The organism is Acinetobacter sp. V116_7 (assembly GCF_056735735.1).
Genome location: NZ_JBWZIF010000014.1, coordinates 316208 through 334159, shown reverse-complemented (window position 1 = coordinate 334159; position 17952 = coordinate 316208). Strand labels below are relative to the sequence as shown.

Below are 17952 nucleotides of genomic sequence, written 5' to 3'. Positions count from 1 at the left end.
ACGCCAAAGTCAAAGTATTGGGTAATGCTTTGCAAACAAAAAGCGAGTGTGAAACTCGCTTTTTGTTAGTTAATTTTATTAAGCTGTTTGAAGGGCTTTTAAGTCTTCTAGAACTTGTTCCGCATGCCCAGCAGCTTTAACTTTACGGTAGCTTTTAACTAAAGTTTTGTTATGGAAAATGAAAGTAGAGCGTTCAATACCCATTACTTTTTTGCCATACATATTTTTTTCTTTAATCACATCGAAGTGCTTACACAGTACTTCTTCTTTATCACTAATCAGATCAATAGTCAGTGCCTGCTTTTCTGTAAAATTTTGGTGGGCTTTTACTGAGTCGCGCGAAACACCAAAAATACTGGCACCTAAAGCATCAAACTGATCTTTTAAACAAGAAAAACCAACTGCTTGTGTTGTACATCCTGGAGTTGAATCTTTAGGGTAGAAGTAAATGATTAACCATTCATTTTCGACCTCAGTCAAGTTCACTTCACCTTGTGTTGTTGGGAATACCTGATTTGGTAATTGGATATTGTCAGTCATTTCTCATCCTTCAAAAAAGCTAAATTTGATCTAATTCAAGTGGTAAAAAAGCATATTCTTCATGATAAACAATATCGAGCTTTCTTACAGGAATTGGTTTGTTAAAAATTGGGCCATCAATCACAGTCGTATGAAATTCACCACCTTCACCACATGGATCAATACCGCGGTTTTCAAGTTCTTTTATATATTCTAAGTTTAAAGTTTTTCCTAAATCTTCAATTGTCATTCCTAGTTTTAAGTTCACTGTCACAAGAACACTACGGAAACCAAGATTAATAAATTCTTCAACAACTTCACGATGTGGGCGAAGCCAAAGAGGCATTCCTAATTTAAGTCCCACCTGTTGAGTTATTCGATCATGCCAACAGCCATGTTCAGGCATATCTAGATCACCTGTAACAAGTACCTCGGCACCTTGTTGTTTTGCCTGAATGAGTAATTCAATAAATTTAGCTTCATAGTCATTCCAGCTTGAAGAAGCCATAAATACGGGTAGGCCAATTGCTTCAGCTTGAGCTTGAATAATATCAAGTGGCATAGCATGCGAACGAGAGCGCTGACCTTGCTCTTCTAGCATGACAATGAGTCCATTAACTGTACCAGTTTGCATTGCATGGTAGAGTGCAAGGGAGCTGTCTTTGCCACCACTGAATGAGACAATAGAGGTCTTATTTATTGCGTTAGTTTTCCATTGTTCTTGCATGGTTTATTTCAGATGAATTGTTCAAGTTCGATAAGGTCATTTTAACAGAGCTACAAAAAAGCCTGCATAAATGCAGGCTTAATTTGGAATAACAAAAGCTTATTTTTTAGGAGCTTGTTGTTGAGCAGCTTTCATTGCATCTTCAGTTAATTTTTCAAGTTTAGTTGTTAACTGAGGACCGAAACATGCTTTAAGATCACGGTTTTGTTGTTGTACAAATCCTAGAGAGCTTGGGCTTTTCTTCGCATTGATTGCACTTTGGATTTCCCATTTTTGTGCTTCAGTCACTTTACCTTGTGCTTCAACTTGGCAGCTACAGAATTTGCTAACTTCAGATGAACTTAGTTTGCCGCCTTTAGCTGTTTGATCTTTACAAACGTTAACTAATGCACCTTTAACGTTGGTACTTTTATATGCTGCTTGAACTGGGTTTTCGGCAGCATGTGCTGCACCAGCCATAAGAGCAACTGTTGAAAACAAAGATGAAAGAATAAGATTTGATTTTAACAACTTCATAAATTTTACCTACTTATTACGGTATATAGCGTGTTGGGTCGGCAACACCAGCCTCGATAAAGCCTTCTTTACGCAAACGGCAACTGTCACATTTGCCACACGCACGTCCTTGAGCATCTGCTTGGTAGCAAGATACCGTTTGACTATAGTCTACGCCATGTTCAATCCCTAAACGTATAATATTCGCTTTGGATAAATGTAACAGTGGTGTTTCAAACTTAAGTGGTTTTCCTTCTACGCCAGCTTTAGTTGCTAAGCGTGCCATATTCGCAAAAGCATCAATAAATTCAGGACGACAATCAGGATATCCTGAATAATCAACAGCATTGATACCAATAACAATCGCTTCAGCATTAAATACTTCAGCTGCGGCTAGAGCATAAGAGAGGAAAATAGTGTTACGCGCTGGTACATAAGTTACAGGAATACCTTCTTGTAACTGTTCTGGTACGGCAATGTTGTGGTCTGTAAGTGCAGATCCACCTAAATTAGCCAAATCGATATTAATTACACGATGTTCAACGCCTGCCCGTTGAGCTAATGCTTTTGCTGCATCTAGTTCAGTCGTTGAGCGTTGGCCATACATAAAACTAATAGCAATACATTCATAGCGTGCTTGTGCCCAAGCTAGGCAAGTGGTTGAGTCTAAGCCGCCTGAAAGCAAAACAATGGCACGAGGGCGCATATTTTTCTCCATATTCGGAATGATTTATTTTGTTGAGTGATTAACGGCCTGATTCATCGTTCCAAAGCAGTTTATGTAACTGAAGTTGGAAGCGAACGAGGAGTTTATCATCAAGTATCCACTGTGCCAGATCACGTGCTAGACGTGGCAGGCCAACAGCACCTTTTTCAACTGCAAAGGCAGGGGAGAACCAAACGGTACTGACTTTTTTATGCAGTTGATATTTTTCAACTTGCTGCTTTGACCATTCATAATCTTCGCGATTACAAATGACGAATTTAATTTGATCGTGCGCAGTCAAATGATCAAGATTGCTGATGAGATTACGATGTTCCTCACCAGAAGTTGGAGTTTTTAAATCAAGAACTTTAGAAACACGCGAATCTACTTTTGAGACATCGAGCGCGCCACTGGTTTCTAAAGAAACATCAAAGCCAGCTTCACATAGACGTTGTAATAAAATTAAACAGTTTGGCTGTGCAAGTGGTTCACCACCAGTTACACAAATATAAGGAGTTTGATATTGGGTAGCTGTTTCAATGATATGTTCAAGTGAAAAACGTTCACCGCCTTCAAAAGAATAAGTGGTATCACAATAACTACAACGTAATGGACAGCCCGTTAGACGGATAAATACAGTCGGTAGGCCAGAGGCGTTTGCTTCACCCTGCAACGAGTAAAAAATCTCGGTAATGCGTAAACCGGACGCAGGGTCTGAGACAGGAATTGCAGAGGAACGTAAGGAAGCCATTCTAGAAATACCACACTATATAAAAAATAAAATCTCTACGATCAGTGTTGACCGTAGAGATGTTTGATCAAACTGAAATTAGTCAGCGCGTAACAAATCGTTCAAACTTGTTTTTGCACGTGTTTGCGCATCAACTTTTTTCACAATAATTGCAGCATATAAGCTGTATTTACCATCAGCTGACGGCAGGCTACCTGCTACAACAACTGAACCTGCTGGAACGCGACCATAATGGACTTCGCCAGTTGCACGGTCATAAATTTTAGTTGATTGACCAATGAAAACGCCCATTGAAATAACTGAGCCTTCTTCAACGATAACGCCTTCAACGATTTCTGAACGCGCACCGATAAAGCAGTTGTCTTCAATAATGGTTGGGTTAGCTTGTAATGGTTCTAAAACACCACCGATACCTACACCACCAGACAAGTGAACATTTTTACCGATTTGAGCACATGAACCTACAGTTGCCCATGTATCAACCATTGTGCCTTCATCTACATAAGCACCAATGTTTACATAAGAAGGCATTAACACTACGTTTTTAGCTTGGAAGCTACCACGACGTGCTACAGCAGGAGGAACAACACGAACACCTGCTGCTTTAAATTGTTCTTCAGTCCAACCAGAGAATTTAGTTTCAACTTTGTCGTAGAAACGAAGATCACATGACTCGATTGGTTTATTGTCATTTAATTTAAATGATAATAAAACAGCTTTTTTTAACCATTGGTGAACAACCCATTCACCATTGATCTTTTCAGCAACTCGAAGTGTACCGTTATCTAAACCAGCAATTGCTTCTTCAACAGCTTGGCGGATTTCGCTTGAGCAATCTGCTGCAGTAAAGTTTGCGCGGTCTTCAAATGCTTGCTCAATGATCGTAGAAAGCTGAGACATGATCTTCCTTCCATAAAAAATTTTAAAGATTTTACACTAATTTGTGACAAGAATCTTTGAAAAAACGTGTTACGTTTAATCGAGGATATAAATGAGGTAAATGAAAATAAGCTTATTAGATAATCAAGTGTTTTTTACACAAAAATGATTTGAAAATAAAAATTTAACTCAATTTGTATCAAAAAATAACAGAAATCTACCACTTTTTGTATAAAAAAGACTCTAAGCTCTCTTTATTATGATTTCAGTCACAAGATGAATAAATTAAAAACAGAGCCTTTTTGAGGAGAAAACTATGAAAGCATTACGTGTTTTAGTAACAACAACAGCTTTATTCGCTGCTGGTGCTGTAATGGCAGATGAAGCAGTTGTTCATGACAGCTACGCATTTGACAAAAACCAATTAATTCCTGTGGGGGCGCGTGCTGAGGTAGGTACAACTGGTTACGGTGGTGCTTTATTGTGGCAAGCAAACCCATATGTAGGTTTAGCACTTGGTTATAACGGTGGTGACATTTCTTGGTCTGATGACGTAAAAGTTAATGGCTCAACCTATGACATCGATATGGATAATAACAATGTTTATTTAAATGCTGAAATTCGTCCATGGGGTGCAAGTACTAACCGTTGGGCTCAAGGCCTATATGTAGCGGCTGGTGCAGCATATCTTGATAATGATTACGATTTATCTCGTAATGTTGATGCGACCCGTTCATTCCGTGTCAATAACCAAGACTTTATTGCGGGTGCCGATGGTGTAAAAATTAACGGTCAAATGTCTTATAAAAATGATATCGCTCCATACCTAGGTTTTGGTTTTGCGCCTAAAATCAATAAAAACTGGGGTGTATTCGGTGAAGTAGGTGCTTATTACACTGGTAACCCAACAGTTAAACTTGTTTCAACAGGTTCAGCGGTTACAACTGGTGATCAATCACTTGAAGAAGCAGTAAATGCGGAAGCTCGTAAAATCGCGAATGATGATAAATACCAATGGTTACCAGTTGGTAAAGTTGGTGTGAACTTCTACTGGTAAGATCTAAAAGAAAAAACGAGCTACGGCTCGTTTTTTTTTTGCATCTCATAAAATAAAAGAGCTAAAAAGCTCTTTTATTTATTTGTAATCTTTATTCATCTGGGTAAGCAATTTTCTTAAGCGCTTTAATATCGGCATCAGGTGAGCATAAAGAAATAAACTCGTAACCATAACCGCGTAGTAAATGGCCTTTACGAACTGCAATCCATGTCGTATTGACACCAAAAATATCAGTTTTAGTTTGTTTTAAGCGATGATCACGTTCTGTGTCATAGGCCACGTCATTGACAATTCCGACTCCCATGCCCAATTCGACATAAGTCTTAATAACGTCTGCATCAAGAGCCGACATTACGATATCTGCATCAAGGTGAGCTTCTTCGAAAGCTTTATCAATTTTAGAGCGGCCTGTAAAACCGCCATGATAAGTAATGAGTGGGTAATCCGCTAAAAGTTCAAGCGTAATCTTGTCTGCCTTTACTAAAGGATGATTTTGCGGTGTGATAATGCTGTGTTGCCATTGATAGTAAGGAATACTAGCCAGATTTTCTTCAGTTGTTAAAGACTCTGTGGCAATTCCAATATCTGCTTCACCTTGTAAGAGCATTTCTGAAATTTCAACAGGGCTGGCTTGTTGTAAAATCAAATGAACTTTAGGAAATAACTTCTTAAATTGGTTTACGATCGGAGGTAGCACATAACGTGCTTGAGTATGGGTCGTTGCGATCGTTAATGTACCTTCATCAACTTTATTAAAGTCTTCTGCAAGGCGTTTAATATTTTCAGCATCAACCAACATGCGTTCAACGATGCCAAGAAGAGATTGTCCTGGTTCTGTTAAACCTAGAAGACGTTTACCTTTTCGTATAAAAAGCTGTACACCTAGCTCATCTTCTAGATCTTTAATATGTTTACTTACACCAGATTGAGACGTGTAGAGTGCAGCCGATGCTTCGGTTAAGTTAAAGTTTTGGCGTACAGTTTCTCGGATAATTCTTAATTGTTGAAAGTTCATTCACACTTTTCCTCAAAAGAGGTGAGGAATTGCTTTAGTTCCGCAAGATATTTCCTCACCAAATATATTTCTTAAGCAACTTGATCTGCAAATAAGTGCAATTGAGATGCACTCACCCAAACAGCTTGATTTGGTTTAAATGCATGTAATTTTGCAGCTTCACTGCTCAGAGCAATTTCAATTAAACGTCCATTACGGTCTTGTAATTCCGCCACAACTTTTCCAGCAATCCAGATTTCACGTACAAAAGTCGCTTCAATCGTATTCGCTTGCGGTTGCGAGTGAATATGTAACTCATCTGGACGGGCAAAAGCAATCACTTTTCCTTGAGGTGCCTCAACTGCCGTTGGTAATTCAATACGGTCATTGCCAATACGAATAATACCGCCGGCATGTTCACCTTCAAAACGATTTGCCTGACCCAAGAAATCAAATACAAATGGAGTTGCAGGTTTTTCATAAACTTCACGAGGTGAGCCGATCTGCTCGACATTGCCCTTATTCATTACAATAATTTGGTCTGCAACCTCGAGTGCTTCCTCCTGATCGTGGGTTACAAAGATTGACGTAATATGCAATTCATCATGCAAGTTACGTAACCAGCGACGTAATTCCTTACGGACTTTAGCATCTAGCGCACCAAATGGTTCATCAAGCAATAAGACTCGTGGTTCTACTGCTAAAGCACGGGCTAAAGCAATACGCTGACGTTGTCCACCAGAAAGCTGAGCAGGGTAGCGGTCTGCTAAAAATCCAAGCTGAACTAGATCAAGTAAACGAGTAACACGTTTTTTAATTTCAGCTTCTGAAGGGCGTGTTGCACGAGGACGAACACGTAAACCAAATGCAATATTGTCAAATACAGTCATATGACGAAATAAAGCATAGTGCTGAAATACAAAGCCAACCTGACGCTCGCGTACATGTACATTGGTCGCGTCTTCACCTTCAAGTAGCACTTGACCACCATCAGCTGATTCTAATCCTGCAATAATCCGAAGGAGGGTTGTTTTACCACAACCAGATGGGCCGAGTAGGGCAACCAGTTCACCTTCCGGAAAATCTAGAGAAATATTTTTAAGCGCATGGAATGCACCAAAGTTTTTTTCAATATTTTTAACTTGAATACTCATGATTTCATTCCTTACGAATCAGTTGAATGTGGTTCTGGTTTGTCTTGATGTAGTTCTAACCACGTTTTCAATACCAGCGTTAATAGGGCTAAAAAAGCAAGCAATGAGGACACGGCAAACGCTGCGCTAAAGGTGTACTCGTTATATAAAATTTCGACATGAAGTGGCAGGGTATTGGTTTCACCACGGATATGGCCAGAAACTACCGATACTGCACCAAACTCACCCATTGCACGGGCATTACACAAAATCACGCCGTAAATCAAACCCCATTTAATGTTAGGTAATGTCACTTTCCAAAAGGTTTGCCAGCCTGAAGCACCCAATACAATCGCTGCTTCTTCTTCCTCTGTTCCTTGAGCTTCCATGAGTGGAATTAACTCACGTGCTACAAAAGGGACTGTAATAAAGATGGTTGCTAAAACAATTCCAGGTACTGCATACAAGATCTTAATGTCATGGTCCATTAACCAGCCGCCAAACCAACCTTGAGCACCAAAAATAAGTACGATCATTAAACCTGCAATAACGGGTGAAACCGAAAAAGGCATATCAATGATGGTGGTTAAAACTGCCTTACCTCTAAATTGAAACTTAGAAACAGCCCATGCTGCGGCAACACCAAATATCACGTTAATCGGAACTGCAATTGCTGCGGTTAATAAAGTTAATTTCACTGCTGATAACGTATCTGGATCAATCAAAGCCTGAACATAGACTTCAAGTCCTTGTTTAAATGCTTCTACAAAAACCAGAATGAGTGGCAACATGAGACAACTGAGGAAAAAAATCAGCGCAATTGTAATTAAGGTATAACGTACCCAAGTTGGTTCGCGTGTTGCATCTCGTGATTGCAATTTAAGCGCAAGTGCATTGCTGTCAGTATGTAGGTTCATGTGATATTTCTCCCTGTACGACGGTTTGCCCACGCTTGAAGTAAATTAATGGCAAATAAAATGATGAAAGAGAGAACTAACATGACCGCAGCAATTGTTGTTGCACCTGCATAATCATATTCTTCAAGGCGTGAAATGATCATGAGCGGAGCAATTTCTGTTTTAAACGGCTGGTTACCTGCAATAAAAATAACTGAACCATATTCACCGACACCGCGAGCAAATGCTAAAGCAAAGCCTGTGAATAGGGCTGGTAGTAATATTGGTAAAATAATCTTAGTAATTGTCTGCCAGCGATTTGCGCCGAGTGCCGAAGCTGCTTCTTCAAGTTCAGTTTCGATATCACTGAGTACCGGTTGAACTGTTCTTACAATGAATGGAATACCAATGAATATTAATGCCAACGTAATACCGATTGGCGTATATGCAACCTGAATACCGAGTGGTTCTAAATACTGACCGATCCAGCCAGTGGGTGCATAGAGTGAGGTAAGCGCAATACCTGCAACTGCAGTGGGAAGAGCAAAAGGTAAATCGACTAATGCATCAACCAAGCGTTTCCCAGGAAAGTTATAACGGACAAGGCACCAAGCTAAAAGTAAGCCAAACACAACATTAATAAAGGCTGCGATTAAAGCTGAACTAAAGCTGAGCTGAAGCGATTTTAAAATACGCTCAGAGGTTAAAATTTCCCATAATCCGTCCCATCCAATTCCAAATGATTTGATAAAGACTGCGGCTAATGGAATAAGCACAATAAAAGAAACGTAGGCGAGGGTGAAGCCCAAAGATAGACCAAACCCAGGCAGCACTCGGGATCGCTGCGACATGATATTTCCTCAAAGAGAAAAGCCTGCTGAAACCAGTAAGCGAATAAATAAAGATAAACGGTGCGATATAAAGCTGGGTATTAAGCAAATTTCAAAGAGAAATGAGTTTTTACCGGGTCGATAGATGAGTGACTACACATCGAATCTTCTGGAATCAAATAATTCAGCAAATCTGGAAACGGGCCAAAACCTGAAGCAACATTAATATGGCCGACTTCACCAAGATTAACAGGGTTTAATTTCCATGATTTCGCAAGTTGTAATGCATCAAAAAAAACAAGCCATGGATCATTTTCACTAATGAGGAGCGTTGTAGGCACATCAATTTTTAATTGATGAAAATAATCTTTGTAGTCAGTCAAACTATGTCGAGCAAACCCTGCTTCCCCAAAGCGTGCTGGATTTGCCGGAGCGACTAAAATAAGTTTCTTAACTCGGTTTTTTAACTCTGGATGCTCAGCTAAAGCAGCGACACTTGTTAAGCAACCAAAGCTATGAGCAACAATTTGTACAGGAGCTGGTGCTGCTTGAACCGTTTTAACGAATTGCTCAACCCATTCACTTAGTACAGGTCTATCCCAGTTTTTTTGCTCAACACGAGAACTAGACACGAGTTTACGCTGCAACCAAGATTGCCAATGCTGATGTTCACTTCCACCTACACCTGGAACAATTACAGTATGAATCATGTCTGTTCTCCTTATTTTTAGTACAAAGAATTACTTCTCTGTACTATTGATTTTCACGATTTGATCGAAAACACCACCATTGTCGAAGTGTTTCTTTTGTACTTTCGTCCAACCACCAAACTCTTTATCGATAGTTACAAGCTTCAATGGCTTAAATACGTTGCTGTATTTCTTAAGAACGGCTGCATTGCGTGGACGGTAGAAGTTGCGTGCTGCAATTTCTTGGCCAGCTGGTGAATACAAGTAGTTGAGGTAACCTTTAGCAATCGTTAAGTTGCCTTTTTTCGCAGCATTTTTCTCAACAACAGCAACTGGTGGTTCAGCTAAAATTGAAAGAGATGGGGTAATAATTTCAAATTTGCCAGGCTGTTCACGAGTAGCTAAATATGCTTCATTTTCCCAAGCCAGTAACACATCACCAATGCCACGTTCAGCAAACGTCGTGGTTGCACCGCGTGCACCCGAATCTAGAACCTTAGTGTGTTTATAAATTTGGCGAACATACTCTTGTGCTTTAGTATCGTTACCCCCTGGTTGATGTTTTGCCCAAGCCCAAGCTGCAAGATAATTCCAACGAGCACCACCTGAAGTTTTCGGGTTTGGCGTAATAATTTCTACACCTGGTTTGATTAAATCACCCCAGTCTTTAATTTGTTTTGGATTACCTTTACGCACTAAAAACACAATTGTTGAAGTGTATGGGGTAGAGTTCTGCGGTAACTTTTTCTGCCAGTCAGCTGGAAGTAATTTTGCTTTTTCCGCAATTTCATCGATATCCGCTGCAAGTGCTAATGTCACTACATCTGCATTTAAGCCATCAATCACTGCACGCGCTTGCTTACCAGAACCGCCGTGTGATTGTTTGAACTCAATATCTTGACCAGTACGTTGTTTCCAGTAAGTACCGAACTGTTTATTGAAATCTGTATATAACTCACGAGTAGGATCGTAAGAGACGTTTAAAAATTCTTGCGCTGCAAATGATGAAACAGACAGAAGTGCAGCGATAACCCCGACTTTTAACTGAGAAAAACGCATGAGATAAGTCCTCAAAAAATATGAAATGTTCAAAACATGAACGCAGAATAGCGCTAGTCTTTATTCTAAAAAAATAATAAAAAACGAATTTAATATGAAAAAAATAGAAATAGTAAAAACAGATAAGTTATTCTTAAATCTTGATATAGAACAAGTTTCAAAAGTAGATACGAAATCGGTATAATTTTTTAAAATCAGTCATTTATTATTTAAATGAAAGGTGTTGTATTGTTGGGTCGTTTTAAGCAAAGGGTGGATTAAACATGTGGTGTTTTAAAAATGGGCAACCTGTTGAAACCATTCCTTTACTGGATCGAGCATTTCATTATGGAGATGGATGCTTTAGCACAATTCGTGTTTTTCAAAATCAGATTGAGCTTAAAGAAAGACATTGGGAGCGCCTAAAACTTGCATGTCAAAAACTGTCTTTAATTGCGGATTTTGAACTCATAGAACAGAGCTTAGAGCAATTACAAAAGCAAAATCTTGTACTCAACGGTACTTTAAAAATTGTGATTAGTCGTGGGATAGGTGACCGTGGTTATAGTTTGCCAAAGCATAATGCTGATATTTATATCTGGTTTTATCCGAAAGCTTTAGAGCCATTTCAGCCAGACTTTATTCAGTGTGGTGTTTTAAATCAGGCCTTAGGTTTAACCATGCCAAGCTTGGTTGGGCTTAAATCTTTAAACCGTCTTGAACAAGTATTGCTAAAAAAAGAAGCAGATCAACTAGGGTGGGCTGAAGCATTAGTTACTGATGTACAAGGTTATATTGTTGAAGGGGTTAGTAGTAATTGTTTTATTCGTTTAAATGATAGATGGATTACTCCTGAACTTCGTTATAATGGCGTCCACGGTGTAATGCGGGCAGAAATTCTGGCGCGTATGCAGCACCATGGTATTGCCTGTGAAGTACGTGTAATTGAGTTAGATGAAGTATCTGAAATACAAAGTCTATTCTTTTGTAATGCTTTAAACCCTATGCGAGTAGTTTCTCATTTAGGCGAGAAAACGCTAGATACACAGGTATGCATAGATTTATTTCATATCCTTAACTTAAATCAGATTCATTAATATGCCGAAGCCACCTGTGAATGCGAAAGCAAAAAACGCCAAGAAAAATAACAAAAAACAAGCTCCAAAATTTTCTAAGCGATTGGTTTTAATTGGCCTTTTTATTGTTTTAATTTCTACTTTTGCCATTTTATGGTCGAGTCTATTTAAAGCTTATCCTATTGAAGGCAAAAAACAGATGTTATCTATTACATCTGGTGAAACCTATTCTGGTTTTATTGATCGTTTGGCGAAAGAAGGCAAAATTAGCTTTCCAGTGGTATTGAAGCTTTATCAGAAATTTATGATTCATGACAGCATGAAAGCTGGTGTATATGAAATTGAACAGGGAATGAGTGTAAGGGAAGTATTAGAGATGCTATCTGATGCAGATAATGCTCAGATGAACCGTGTCTTGGTCATTGAAGGTACAACTTTTAAACAGCTTATTACTGCACTCAAAAATGATAAAAATGTAAAAAATACAATATTAGATTTACCAGATGATCAGCTGATGAAGGCGCTTGGGATTCCTTATGGGCATCCTGAAGGCTTGTTCGCACCTAATACTTATTTCTTTGCCAAAGGTGAAACAGATAAGAAAATTCTTACCGATTTATACCACCGTCAAATAAAAGCACTAGATGCAGCTTGGGCAAATCGTGCGCCGAATTTACCTTATAAAGATAAATATGAAGCATTAATTATGGCTTCTATTGTTGAGAAAGAAACAAGTTTAGACAGTGAACTTACACAAGTTTCAGGCGTTTTCGTTCGCCGTTTAAAAATTGGTATGCGTTTACAAACGGATCCAACTGTTATTTACGGTATGGGTAATAACTATAAAGGCAATATTACCCGAGAAGACCTCCGTACCCCAACAGCATATAATACTTATACTATTAATGGCTTACCGCCAACGCCAATTGCTTTACCAAGCCAAAAAGCAATTGAAGCTGCATTGCATCCAGATGATTCAAATAACATCTATTTTGTAGCGACTGGCAATGGTGGACATAAATTTACGGCAAGCTTGCAAGCGCATAATCAAGCGGTGCAAGAGTACTTATCCGTGTTGAGATCGAAGAAATAAGGAAAAGAGATGTTTATTAGCTTTGAAGGCACGGAAGGGGTAGGTAAAACTACACTTATTCGAAAAATTCATCAGTATTTTGAAGAGCAAGGTAAACAAGTTATTTTAACACGTGAACCGGGTGGTACGCCGTTAGCAGAACAAATACGTTCAATGCTTTTGGCGGTGAATCATGATGAAAATATGAGTCATGATACCGAGTTATTACTCATTTATGCGGCACGTGCTCAACACTTACAACAAGTTATTTTGCCGGCTCTAGAGTCTAATAAAATTGTTTTAAGTGATCGTTTTACCGATGCAAGCTTTGCTTATCAATGTTCTGGTCGTGGTTTAAGCCAAAATAAATTACAGCTTTTAAATCAGAACTTTGTTTCGCGCATGCCTGAGGTGACTTTCTGGTTAGATGCACCGATTGAACTCGGGATGAACCGTGCACGTGAACGTGGAGCTTTAGACCGTTTTGAACAAGAAAAGTTAAGCTTCTTTACTAAGGTTCGTGAAGGCTATGAAACCTTATGGAAAGCTGAACCTGAACGTATTAAGCGAATAGATGCAACCCAAAGTCCTGATCAGGTATTCGAACAGGCATTGCAATATTTAGGATAAGCAATTGGATGAGCCACTCTTATAAAATATGGGAGTGGTGAAAAATGACGTTAATTCTGATTTAAAACGTCATAGAAAATATCTGCTATTTTCTTATGCTATCTTACATATGATTTATAGATTGAAGAATAACAAGGATGAAAAGCTCAAAAGAAGAAATCGTGGCATTTCTAGAAAAGGAATTTCCACCAAGTCTTGAACATTGCACGATTGAATCAGTCACGCCTAAAGCTGCTGTCGTTTATTATCATGTCGATCAAAGACATCAGCGCCCCGGTGGTACCATATCTGGTCCAACGATGATGACTTTGGCTGATTTTGCTTTATATATTGCAATATTAGGTGAAATTGGAATTATTGGTTTAGCTGTGACGACCAATTTTAATATTAATTTTCTAAGAAAACCCGCAGGTGATCAAGACTTACGTAGTGAATGTAAACTCATGAAAGTCGGAAAGAGCTTGGTCGTGGGTGAGGTCTGGATTTATTCAGTTGGGTTAGAAGAACCCGTTGCACATGTGACCGCGACTTATTCAATTCCACCTAAATCATAAATATCAAAGCAAATAAAAAGCACAGTCTGAACTGTGCTTTTTTTTAGAAGAACAGCTTAAATATCAGTATTAACCAATGGCTGTTCTACTGCAAAATTTGGAGGAGTTAAAACTGTTTTACGAATCTCACTCGAAGTTTCTGGATAATCAAGCGTGTAATGTAGACCACGTGATTCTTTGCGTTGCATAGCACAGCGCACGATCATCTCAGATACTAAAACAAGGTTACGCAGCTCAATTAGGTTTTTGCTAACACGGTAGTCTTGATAATACTCAGTGATTTCACGCTTTAACATTTCAATACGATGCAAAGCACGTTCTAAACGTTTTGTAGTTCTTACAATACCAACATAGTTCCACATGGTCGAACGTAACTCATCCCAGTTTTGTAAAATCACCACATCTTCATCAGGGTTGGTTACTTGTGAGTCATCCCAAGTTGGTACTTCAGGTAATTTGAAGTTTTCATCAAATTTATTTTCGATATCTTTTGCTGCACTCATGCCGTAAACGAAGCATTCAAGTAATGAGTTACTTGCCATACGGTTTGCACCATGTAAGCCCGTATAAGACGTCTCACCAATCGCATATAGACCTTCGATATCCGTCTGGCTATTTGAGTCAACTACGACACCACCACATGTATAGTGCGCTGCTGGCACCACTGGAATCATGTCTTTGGTAATGTCGATACCTAACTCAAGCAATCGCGCATAAAGTGTAGGGAAGTGCTCTTTGATAAACTCTGGTGATTTGTGTGTAATGTCTAACCACACATGACGAATACCGAGGCGTTTAATTTCATGGTCAATGGTACGTGCCACAATATCGCGAGGAGCCAGTTCTGCACGATCGTCAAAACGTAGCATAAAACGCTCGCCATCAGGTAAGCGCAAATAAGCACCTTCACCGCGCATGGCTTCAGTAATTAAAAATGAGCGAGCTTGAGGGTGATACAGACAAGTTGGGTGGAATTGGTTAAATTCCATATTGGCTACACGGCAACCTGCACGGAAGGCCATTGCAATACCATCACCTGTAGCAATATCTGGATTAGATGTGTAGAGGTAAGCTTTCATCGCACCGCCGCAAGCCAGTGCGGTGAATGGTGCAAGGAATGTATGAACTTTTTCCGTATTTTCATCTAAGGCATACAAACCAATAGCGCGATTCGCTTGATCGGTATGACCTAATTTATGCGATGTAATTAAATCAATCGCAATGTAATTTTCAAAAATAGTAATATTTTTACGTTCTTTGGCACGTTCAACCAAGGTGGTTGAAATGGCTTTACCTGTTGCATCAGCAGAATGGATAATGCGTCGCTGTGAATGGCCACCTTCGCGTGTTAAATGAAGTTGTTCATCTTCATCTAAAGTAAATTGCACACCTTGCTTTAAAAGAAAATCAACAGAAGGACGACCGCCTTCTACGGTATGTTGTACCGCATCCATTTCACATAAATGAGCACCTGCAATCATAGTGTCATTAATGTGCTGTTGAATAGAGTCAGTCTCATCAAGAACAGCAGCAACACCACCTTGAGCATAGAAGGTACTTGCTTCGGTTAAAGCAGCTTTGGCTAAAACTGCAATATTAAAATGATTTGGTAACGATAAAGCCAGACTTAAACCAGCACCGCCGCTGCCCACAATAATCACGTCAAAGTGGTGAATTGTCTGTAAATTAGGCATGTCCATTCGCAACAATCTAAAACGTCCGCTAATGACACCCCTTTTTATCTAAAAAGGCAAGAGCTTAAGCGCTCTAACTCAGAGAAAAATTGCAATTGGCTTAAAAAGTTGCAATGCGTAAAATAATGATTGTAAGGATGCCTTACAAATAAACATATTGTTACGCACAACCCCAAAGCGTTGTGATACAACAGTTTTATTCTTATTCTCGTAGACCAATTGTGGGTGAGCACCGAATGAAAACTCGCTATTTACAACAAGGAATGTATGCAGCGGTATTTACAGTTGCTGCTGTTCAGGCAAATGCTGCTGTTGATTTTTCAAACCTCGTTGAACAAGTTAGTCCAGCAGTGGTGAGTGTAAACGTCGTAAAAAAAATGACTCAGGATGAACTATTGCAGCAGCAAGTCCCTGAAATTTTGAAACGTTTCTTTGGAAATCAGGTCATCATTCCACAGCAACAGGGTCCACAAGAAAAAACTGCATACGGTAGTGCATTCTTTATTAGTAAAGATGGTTACCTACTCACCAACCACCATGTGATTGAAAATGCCTCACGCATTAGTATTACTTTAAATGACCGCCGTGAAATTGATGCAACTGTGGTTGGGAGTGATGAGCGTACAGACGTTGCATTGTTAAAGGTGACTGGAAATAGCTATCCAGCTTTACGCGTAGGAAATGTTGACCGTTTACGAGTGGGAGAGCCCGTTTTAGCAATTGGTTCGCCTTTTGGTTTTGACTATTCTGCGTCGGCAGGTATTGTGAGTGCTAAATCACGAAATATGAGTGGTGAAACTTCGGTACCATTTATTCAAACTGACGTTGCGCTAAACCCAGGTAATTCGGGTGGTCCATTATTTAACCAAAATGGTGAAGTAGTCGGGGTAAACTCTCGAATATTTAGTGGTACTGGCGGCTATATGGGCTTGTCTTTCTCTATCCCGATTGACGTAGCAATGGATGTTGCCGAACAGCTTAAAACTAAAGGTAAGGTAACACGCTCTTATCTTGGTGTGATGATGCAAGACATTGACCGCAACCTTGCCGATGCTTACAAGTTACCAAAACCTGAAGGTGCTTTAATTACTCAAATTTCTCCAAACTCGCCTGCACAAAAAGCAGGCTTGCGAGCTGGTGATGTGATTTTGAAATATAACGGTAATCCGGTATCGCGCACGAGTGAATTACTCTACGCATTAAACAAAGTACAGCCGAATCAAACTGTTCAGTTTGAAGTATTACGTGACGACAAAACACGTAATATTTCAGCAACTTTAACGACTGCCCCAGATGAAACACCTGCCACAGGTGCACAAAGTACTGTATCTAAAGGCCCAGTTTTAGGAATGAGCATTCGTGATTTAGCTGAGCCAGAAAAAAGTGCTTTAAGTGTAAAAGGTGGTATCTATGTACAAGATGTTCGCCGTGGTGGCTTAGCATCATTGTCAAATATCATTCCGGGTGATGTGATTGTTCAAGTCAACAATAACCAGATTTTAAATAGTCAGGATTTTGCAAAAGTTGTTTCTAACTTGCAAAAGAATACGGTAGCGCGTGTTGCAATTATTCGTCAGGGACAACGTGCAATGCTTGGTTTACGTATTCAGTAAACTTAAAAAAGAAACAATGAACCACCCTAGACATGGGTGGTTTTTTGTTATTTATCTTGAGCGTATAGTGATATCTACCTAAAATTATTTCAGTTTAAAAGTTAATAAATAAGAGTAAACATTTGTGAGTAGTATTTTTGATTTACATATTCAAGTGCAGCCACATCATATTGATGCTTTAGGACATGTGAATAATGTGATGTATGTACAGTGGATGCAAGATGTAGCTGCTGCTCATGTTGAGACCTTAGGAGTCGGGGTAACTAAATATCTCGAGCTAAAACATGCAATGGTCGCGGTTGAGCATCATGTGCAATATCGTAAAGCTGCATTTGAAGGCGAACAAATTGTATTACGTACATGGTTAGATGATATCAATGCTCTTTATTCGTTCCGCCAATATGTATTTTTCCGTCCATCAGATCAGGCCGTATTATTTGTCGGAAATACTAAATGGGCATGCATTGAAATTGCTACAGGACGTCCAAAACGAATGTCTCCAACTTTTACCCATGCATACAAGCCGCTTGATTCAAGCATAAACCCTTATGATTTTACTATTTCGTATGCTCAATAACCTGAAGTAATAGGCTCACTTT

General features: G+C 39.3%; 20 protein-coding genes. 7 read left to right on the top strand and 13 right to left on the bottom strand.

Annotated elements, in window-relative coordinates; genetic code table 11:
* Positions 1-78: 78 nt before the first annotated feature.
* The 6 genes from AC1PJP_RS06160 to dapD form a co-directional block, all read right to left on the bottom strand.
* Complete coding sequence (locus tag AC1PJP_RS06160) at positions 79-540, bottom strand: peroxiredoxin (protein ID WP_004790699.1); 462 nt, start codon at positions 538-540, stop codon at positions 79-81.
* A gap of 19 nt (positions 541-559) precedes the next feature.
* On the bottom strand, positions 560-1246 hold the full coding sequence (locus AC1PJP_RS06155; protein ID WP_005307517.1) for a Dph6-related ATP pyrophosphatase: 687 nt from the start codon (positions 1244-1246) through the stop codon (positions 560-562).
* Between the two features lie 99 nt (positions 1247-1345).
* Complete coding sequence (locus AC1PJP_RS06150) at positions 1346-1762, bottom strand: hypothetical protein (protein ID WP_003650267.1); 417 nt, start codon at positions 1760-1762, stop codon at positions 1346-1348.
* 16 nt (positions 1763-1778) lie between these two features.
* On the bottom strand, positions 1779-2447 hold the full coding sequence (gene queC / locus AC1PJP_RS06145) for a 7-cyano-7-deazaguanine synthase QueC (protein ID WP_004790702.1): 669 nt from the start codon (positions 2445-2447) through the stop codon (positions 1779-1781).
* 40 nt (positions 2448-2487) lie between these two features.
* Positions 2488-3198 (bottom strand): 7-carboxy-7-deazaguanine synthase QueE, encoded by a 711-nt coding sequence (queE, locus tag AC1PJP_RS06140; RefSeq protein WP_005307514.1) that lies wholly within the window; start codon positions 3196-3198, stop codon positions 2488-2490.
* A gap of 78 nt (positions 3199-3276) precedes the next feature.
* Positions 3277-4098 carry a 2,3,4,5-tetrahydropyridine-2,6-dicarboxylate N-succinyltransferase gene (gene dapD, locus AC1PJP_RS06135; protein ID WP_005307511.1) on the bottom strand — a complete coding sequence of 274 codons (822 nt, stop codon included), beginning with the start codon at positions 4096-4098 and terminating at the stop codon, positions 3277-3279.
* A gap of 295 nt (positions 4099-4393) precedes the next feature.
* Here dapD and carO point away from each other — a divergent pair, with 295 nt between their 5' ends.
* Positions 4394-5134 (top strand): ornithine uptake porin CarO type 3, encoded by a 741-nt coding sequence (carO, locus tag AC1PJP_RS06130; protein WP_111854472.1) that lies wholly within the window; start codon positions 4394-4396, stop codon positions 5132-5134.
* A gap of 91 nt (positions 5135-5225) precedes the next feature.
* Here the strand turns inward: carO and AC1PJP_RS06125 are convergent, their stop codons facing one another.
* From AC1PJP_RS06125 to AC1PJP_RS06100, 6 genes are all read right to left on the bottom strand, one after another.
* Positions 5226-6149 (bottom strand): CysB family HTH-type transcriptional regulator, encoded by a 924-nt coding sequence (locus AC1PJP_RS06125; protein ID WP_004790709.1) that lies wholly within the window; start codon positions 6147-6149, stop codon positions 5226-5228.
* 71 nt (positions 6150-6220) lie between these two features.
* Positions 6221-7282, bottom strand: a complete 1062-nt coding sequence (locus AC1PJP_RS06120) for a sulfate/molybdate ABC transporter ATP-binding protein (protein ID WP_479766669.1) — start codon at positions 7280-7282, stop codon at positions 6221-6223.
* Positions 7283-7293: 11 nt separating this feature from the next.
* Positions 7294-8178, bottom strand: coding sequence for a sulfate ABC transporter permease subunit CysW (gene cysW, locus AC1PJP_RS06115; RefSeq protein WP_005307502.1), 885 nt, complete (start codon positions 8176-8178; stop codon positions 7294-7296).
* Positions 8175-9008, bottom strand: coding sequence for a sulfate ABC transporter permease subunit CysT (cysT, locus tag AC1PJP_RS06110; protein ID WP_005307499.1), 834 nt, complete (start codon positions 9006-9008; stop codon positions 8175-8177). The genes cysW and cysT overlap by 4 nt, the downstream gene beginning before the upstream one ends.
* Before the next feature lie 80 nt (positions 9009-9088).
* Entirely contained in the window at positions 9089-9697 is a 609-nt protein-coding gene (locus AC1PJP_RS06105) for an RBBP9/YdeN family alpha/beta hydrolase (protein ID WP_479766668.1), read from the bottom strand.
* Between the two features lie 30 nt (positions 9698-9727).
* On the bottom strand, positions 9728-10735 hold the full coding sequence (locus AC1PJP_RS06100) for a sulfate ABC transporter substrate-binding protein (RefSeq protein WP_416668992.1): 1008 nt from the start codon (positions 10733-10735) through the stop codon (positions 9728-9730).
* 263 nt (positions 10736-10998) lie between these two features.
* On the opposite strand from AC1PJP_RS06100, the gene pabC reads away from it, so the two are divergent.
* The 4 genes from pabC (at position 10999) to AC1PJP_RS06080 (ending at position 14046) form a co-directional block, all read left to right on the top strand.
* Positions 10999-11811 (top strand): aminodeoxychorismate lyase, encoded by an 813-nt coding sequence (gene pabC / locus AC1PJP_RS06095; protein ID WP_479766667.1) that lies wholly within the window; start codon positions 10999-11001, stop codon positions 11809-11811.
* A gap of 1 nt (position 11812) precedes the next feature.
* Entirely contained in the window at positions 11813-12883 is a 1071-nt protein-coding gene (gene mltG, locus AC1PJP_RS06090; protein WP_416662028.1) for an endolytic transglycosylase MltG, read from the top strand.
* A 9-nt stretch (positions 12884-12892) separates the two neighbouring features.
* A complete protein-coding gene (gene tmk / locus AC1PJP_RS06085; RefSeq protein WP_479766666.1) occupies positions 12893-13492 on the top strand; it encodes a dTMP kinase in 600 nt (199 codons plus the stop codon).
* 137 nt (positions 13493-13629) lie between these two features.
* A complete protein-coding gene (locus AC1PJP_RS06080) occupies positions 13630-14046 on the top strand; it encodes a PaaI family thioesterase (protein ID WP_174743532.1) in 417 nt (138 codons plus the stop codon).
* Between the two features lie 56 nt (positions 14047-14102).
* Here AC1PJP_RS06080 and nadB read toward each other — a convergent pair whose 3' ends face one another.
* A complete protein-coding gene (nadB, locus tag AC1PJP_RS06075) occupies positions 14103-15746 on the bottom strand; it encodes an L-aspartate oxidase (protein WP_013197095.1) in 1644 nt (547 codons plus the stop codon).
* A gap of 230 nt (positions 15747-15976) precedes the next feature.
* On the opposite strand from nadB, the gene AC1PJP_RS06070 reads away from it, so the two are divergent.
* Complete coding sequence (locus AC1PJP_RS06070) at positions 15977-17353, top strand: Do family serine endopeptidase (protein ID WP_005307484.1); 1377 nt, start codon at positions 15977-15979, stop codon at positions 17351-17353.
* A gap of 124 nt (positions 17354-17477) precedes the next feature.
* Positions 17478-17930 (top strand): acyl-CoA thioesterase, encoded by a 453-nt coding sequence (locus AC1PJP_RS06065; RefSeq protein ID WP_004790729.1) that lies wholly within the window; start codon positions 17478-17480, stop codon positions 17928-17930.
* Positions 17931-17952 lie beyond the last annotated feature (22 nt).

Coding starts and splice junctions, on each gene's coding strand:
- AC1PJP_RS06160 (WP_004790699.1), bottom strand. CDS start 540: ATGACTGACAATATCCAATTACCAAATCAGGTATTCCCAACAACACAA.
- AC1PJP_RS06155 (WP_005307517.1), bottom strand. CDS start 1,246: ATGCAAGAACAATGGAAAACTAACGCAATAAATAAGACCTCTATTGTC.
- AC1PJP_RS06150 (WP_003650267.1), bottom strand. CDS start 1,762: ATGAAGTTGTTAAAATCAAATCTTATTCTTTCATCTTTGTTTTCAACA.
- queC (WP_004790702.1), bottom strand. CDS start 2,447: ATGCGCCCTCGTGCCATTGTTTTGCTTTCAGGCGGCTTAGACTCAACC.
- queE (WP_005307514.1), bottom strand. CDS start 3,198: ATGGCTTCCTTACGTTCCTCTGCAATTCCTGTCTCAGACCCTGCGTCC.
- dapD (WP_005307511.1), bottom strand. CDS start 4,098: ATGTCTCAGCTTTCTACGATCATTGAGCAAGCATTTGAAGACCGCGCA.
- carO (WP_111854472.1), top strand. CDS start 4,394: ATGAAAGCATTACGTGTTTTAGTAACAACAACAGCTTTATTCGCTGCT.
- AC1PJP_RS06125 (WP_004790709.1), bottom strand. CDS start 6,149: ATGAACTTTCAACAATTAAGAATTATCCGAGAAACTGTACGCCAAAAC.
- AC1PJP_RS06120 (WP_479766669.1), bottom strand. CDS start 7,282: ATGAGTATTCAAGTTAAAAATATTGAAAAAAACTTTGGTGCATTCCAT.
- cysW (WP_005307502.1), bottom strand. CDS start 8,178: ATGAACCTACATACTGACAGCAATGCACTTGCGCTTAAATTGCAATCA.
- cysT (WP_005307499.1), bottom strand. CDS start 9,008: ATGTCGCAGCGATCCCGAGTGCTGCCTGGGTTTGGTCTATCTTTGGGC.
- AC1PJP_RS06105 (WP_479766668.1), bottom strand. CDS start 9,697: ATGATTCATACTGTAATTGTTCCAGGTGTAGGTGGAAGTGAACATCAG.
- AC1PJP_RS06100 (WP_416668992.1), bottom strand. CDS start 10,735: ATGCGTTTTTCTCAGTTAAAAGTCGGGGTTATCGCTGCACTTCTGTCT.
- pabC (WP_479766667.1), top strand. CDS start 10,999: ATGTGGTGTTTTAAAAATGGGCAACCTGTTGAAACCATTCCTTTACTG.
- mltG (WP_416662028.1), top strand. CDS start 11,813: ATGCCGAAGCCACCTGTGAATGCGAAAGCAAAAAACGCCAAGAAAAAT.
- tmk (WP_479766666.1), top strand. CDS start 12,893: ATGTTTATTAGCTTTGAAGGCACGGAAGGGGTAGGTAAAACTACACTT.
- AC1PJP_RS06080 (WP_174743532.1), top strand. CDS start 13,630: ATGAAAAGCTCAAAAGAAGAAATCGTGGCATTTCTAGAAAAGGAATTT.
- nadB (WP_013197095.1), bottom strand. CDS start 15,746: ATGGACATGCCTAATTTACAGACAATTCACCACTTTGACGTGATTATT.
- AC1PJP_RS06070 (WP_005307484.1), top strand. CDS start 15,977: ATGAAAACTCGCTATTTACAACAAGGAATGTATGCAGCGGTATTTACA.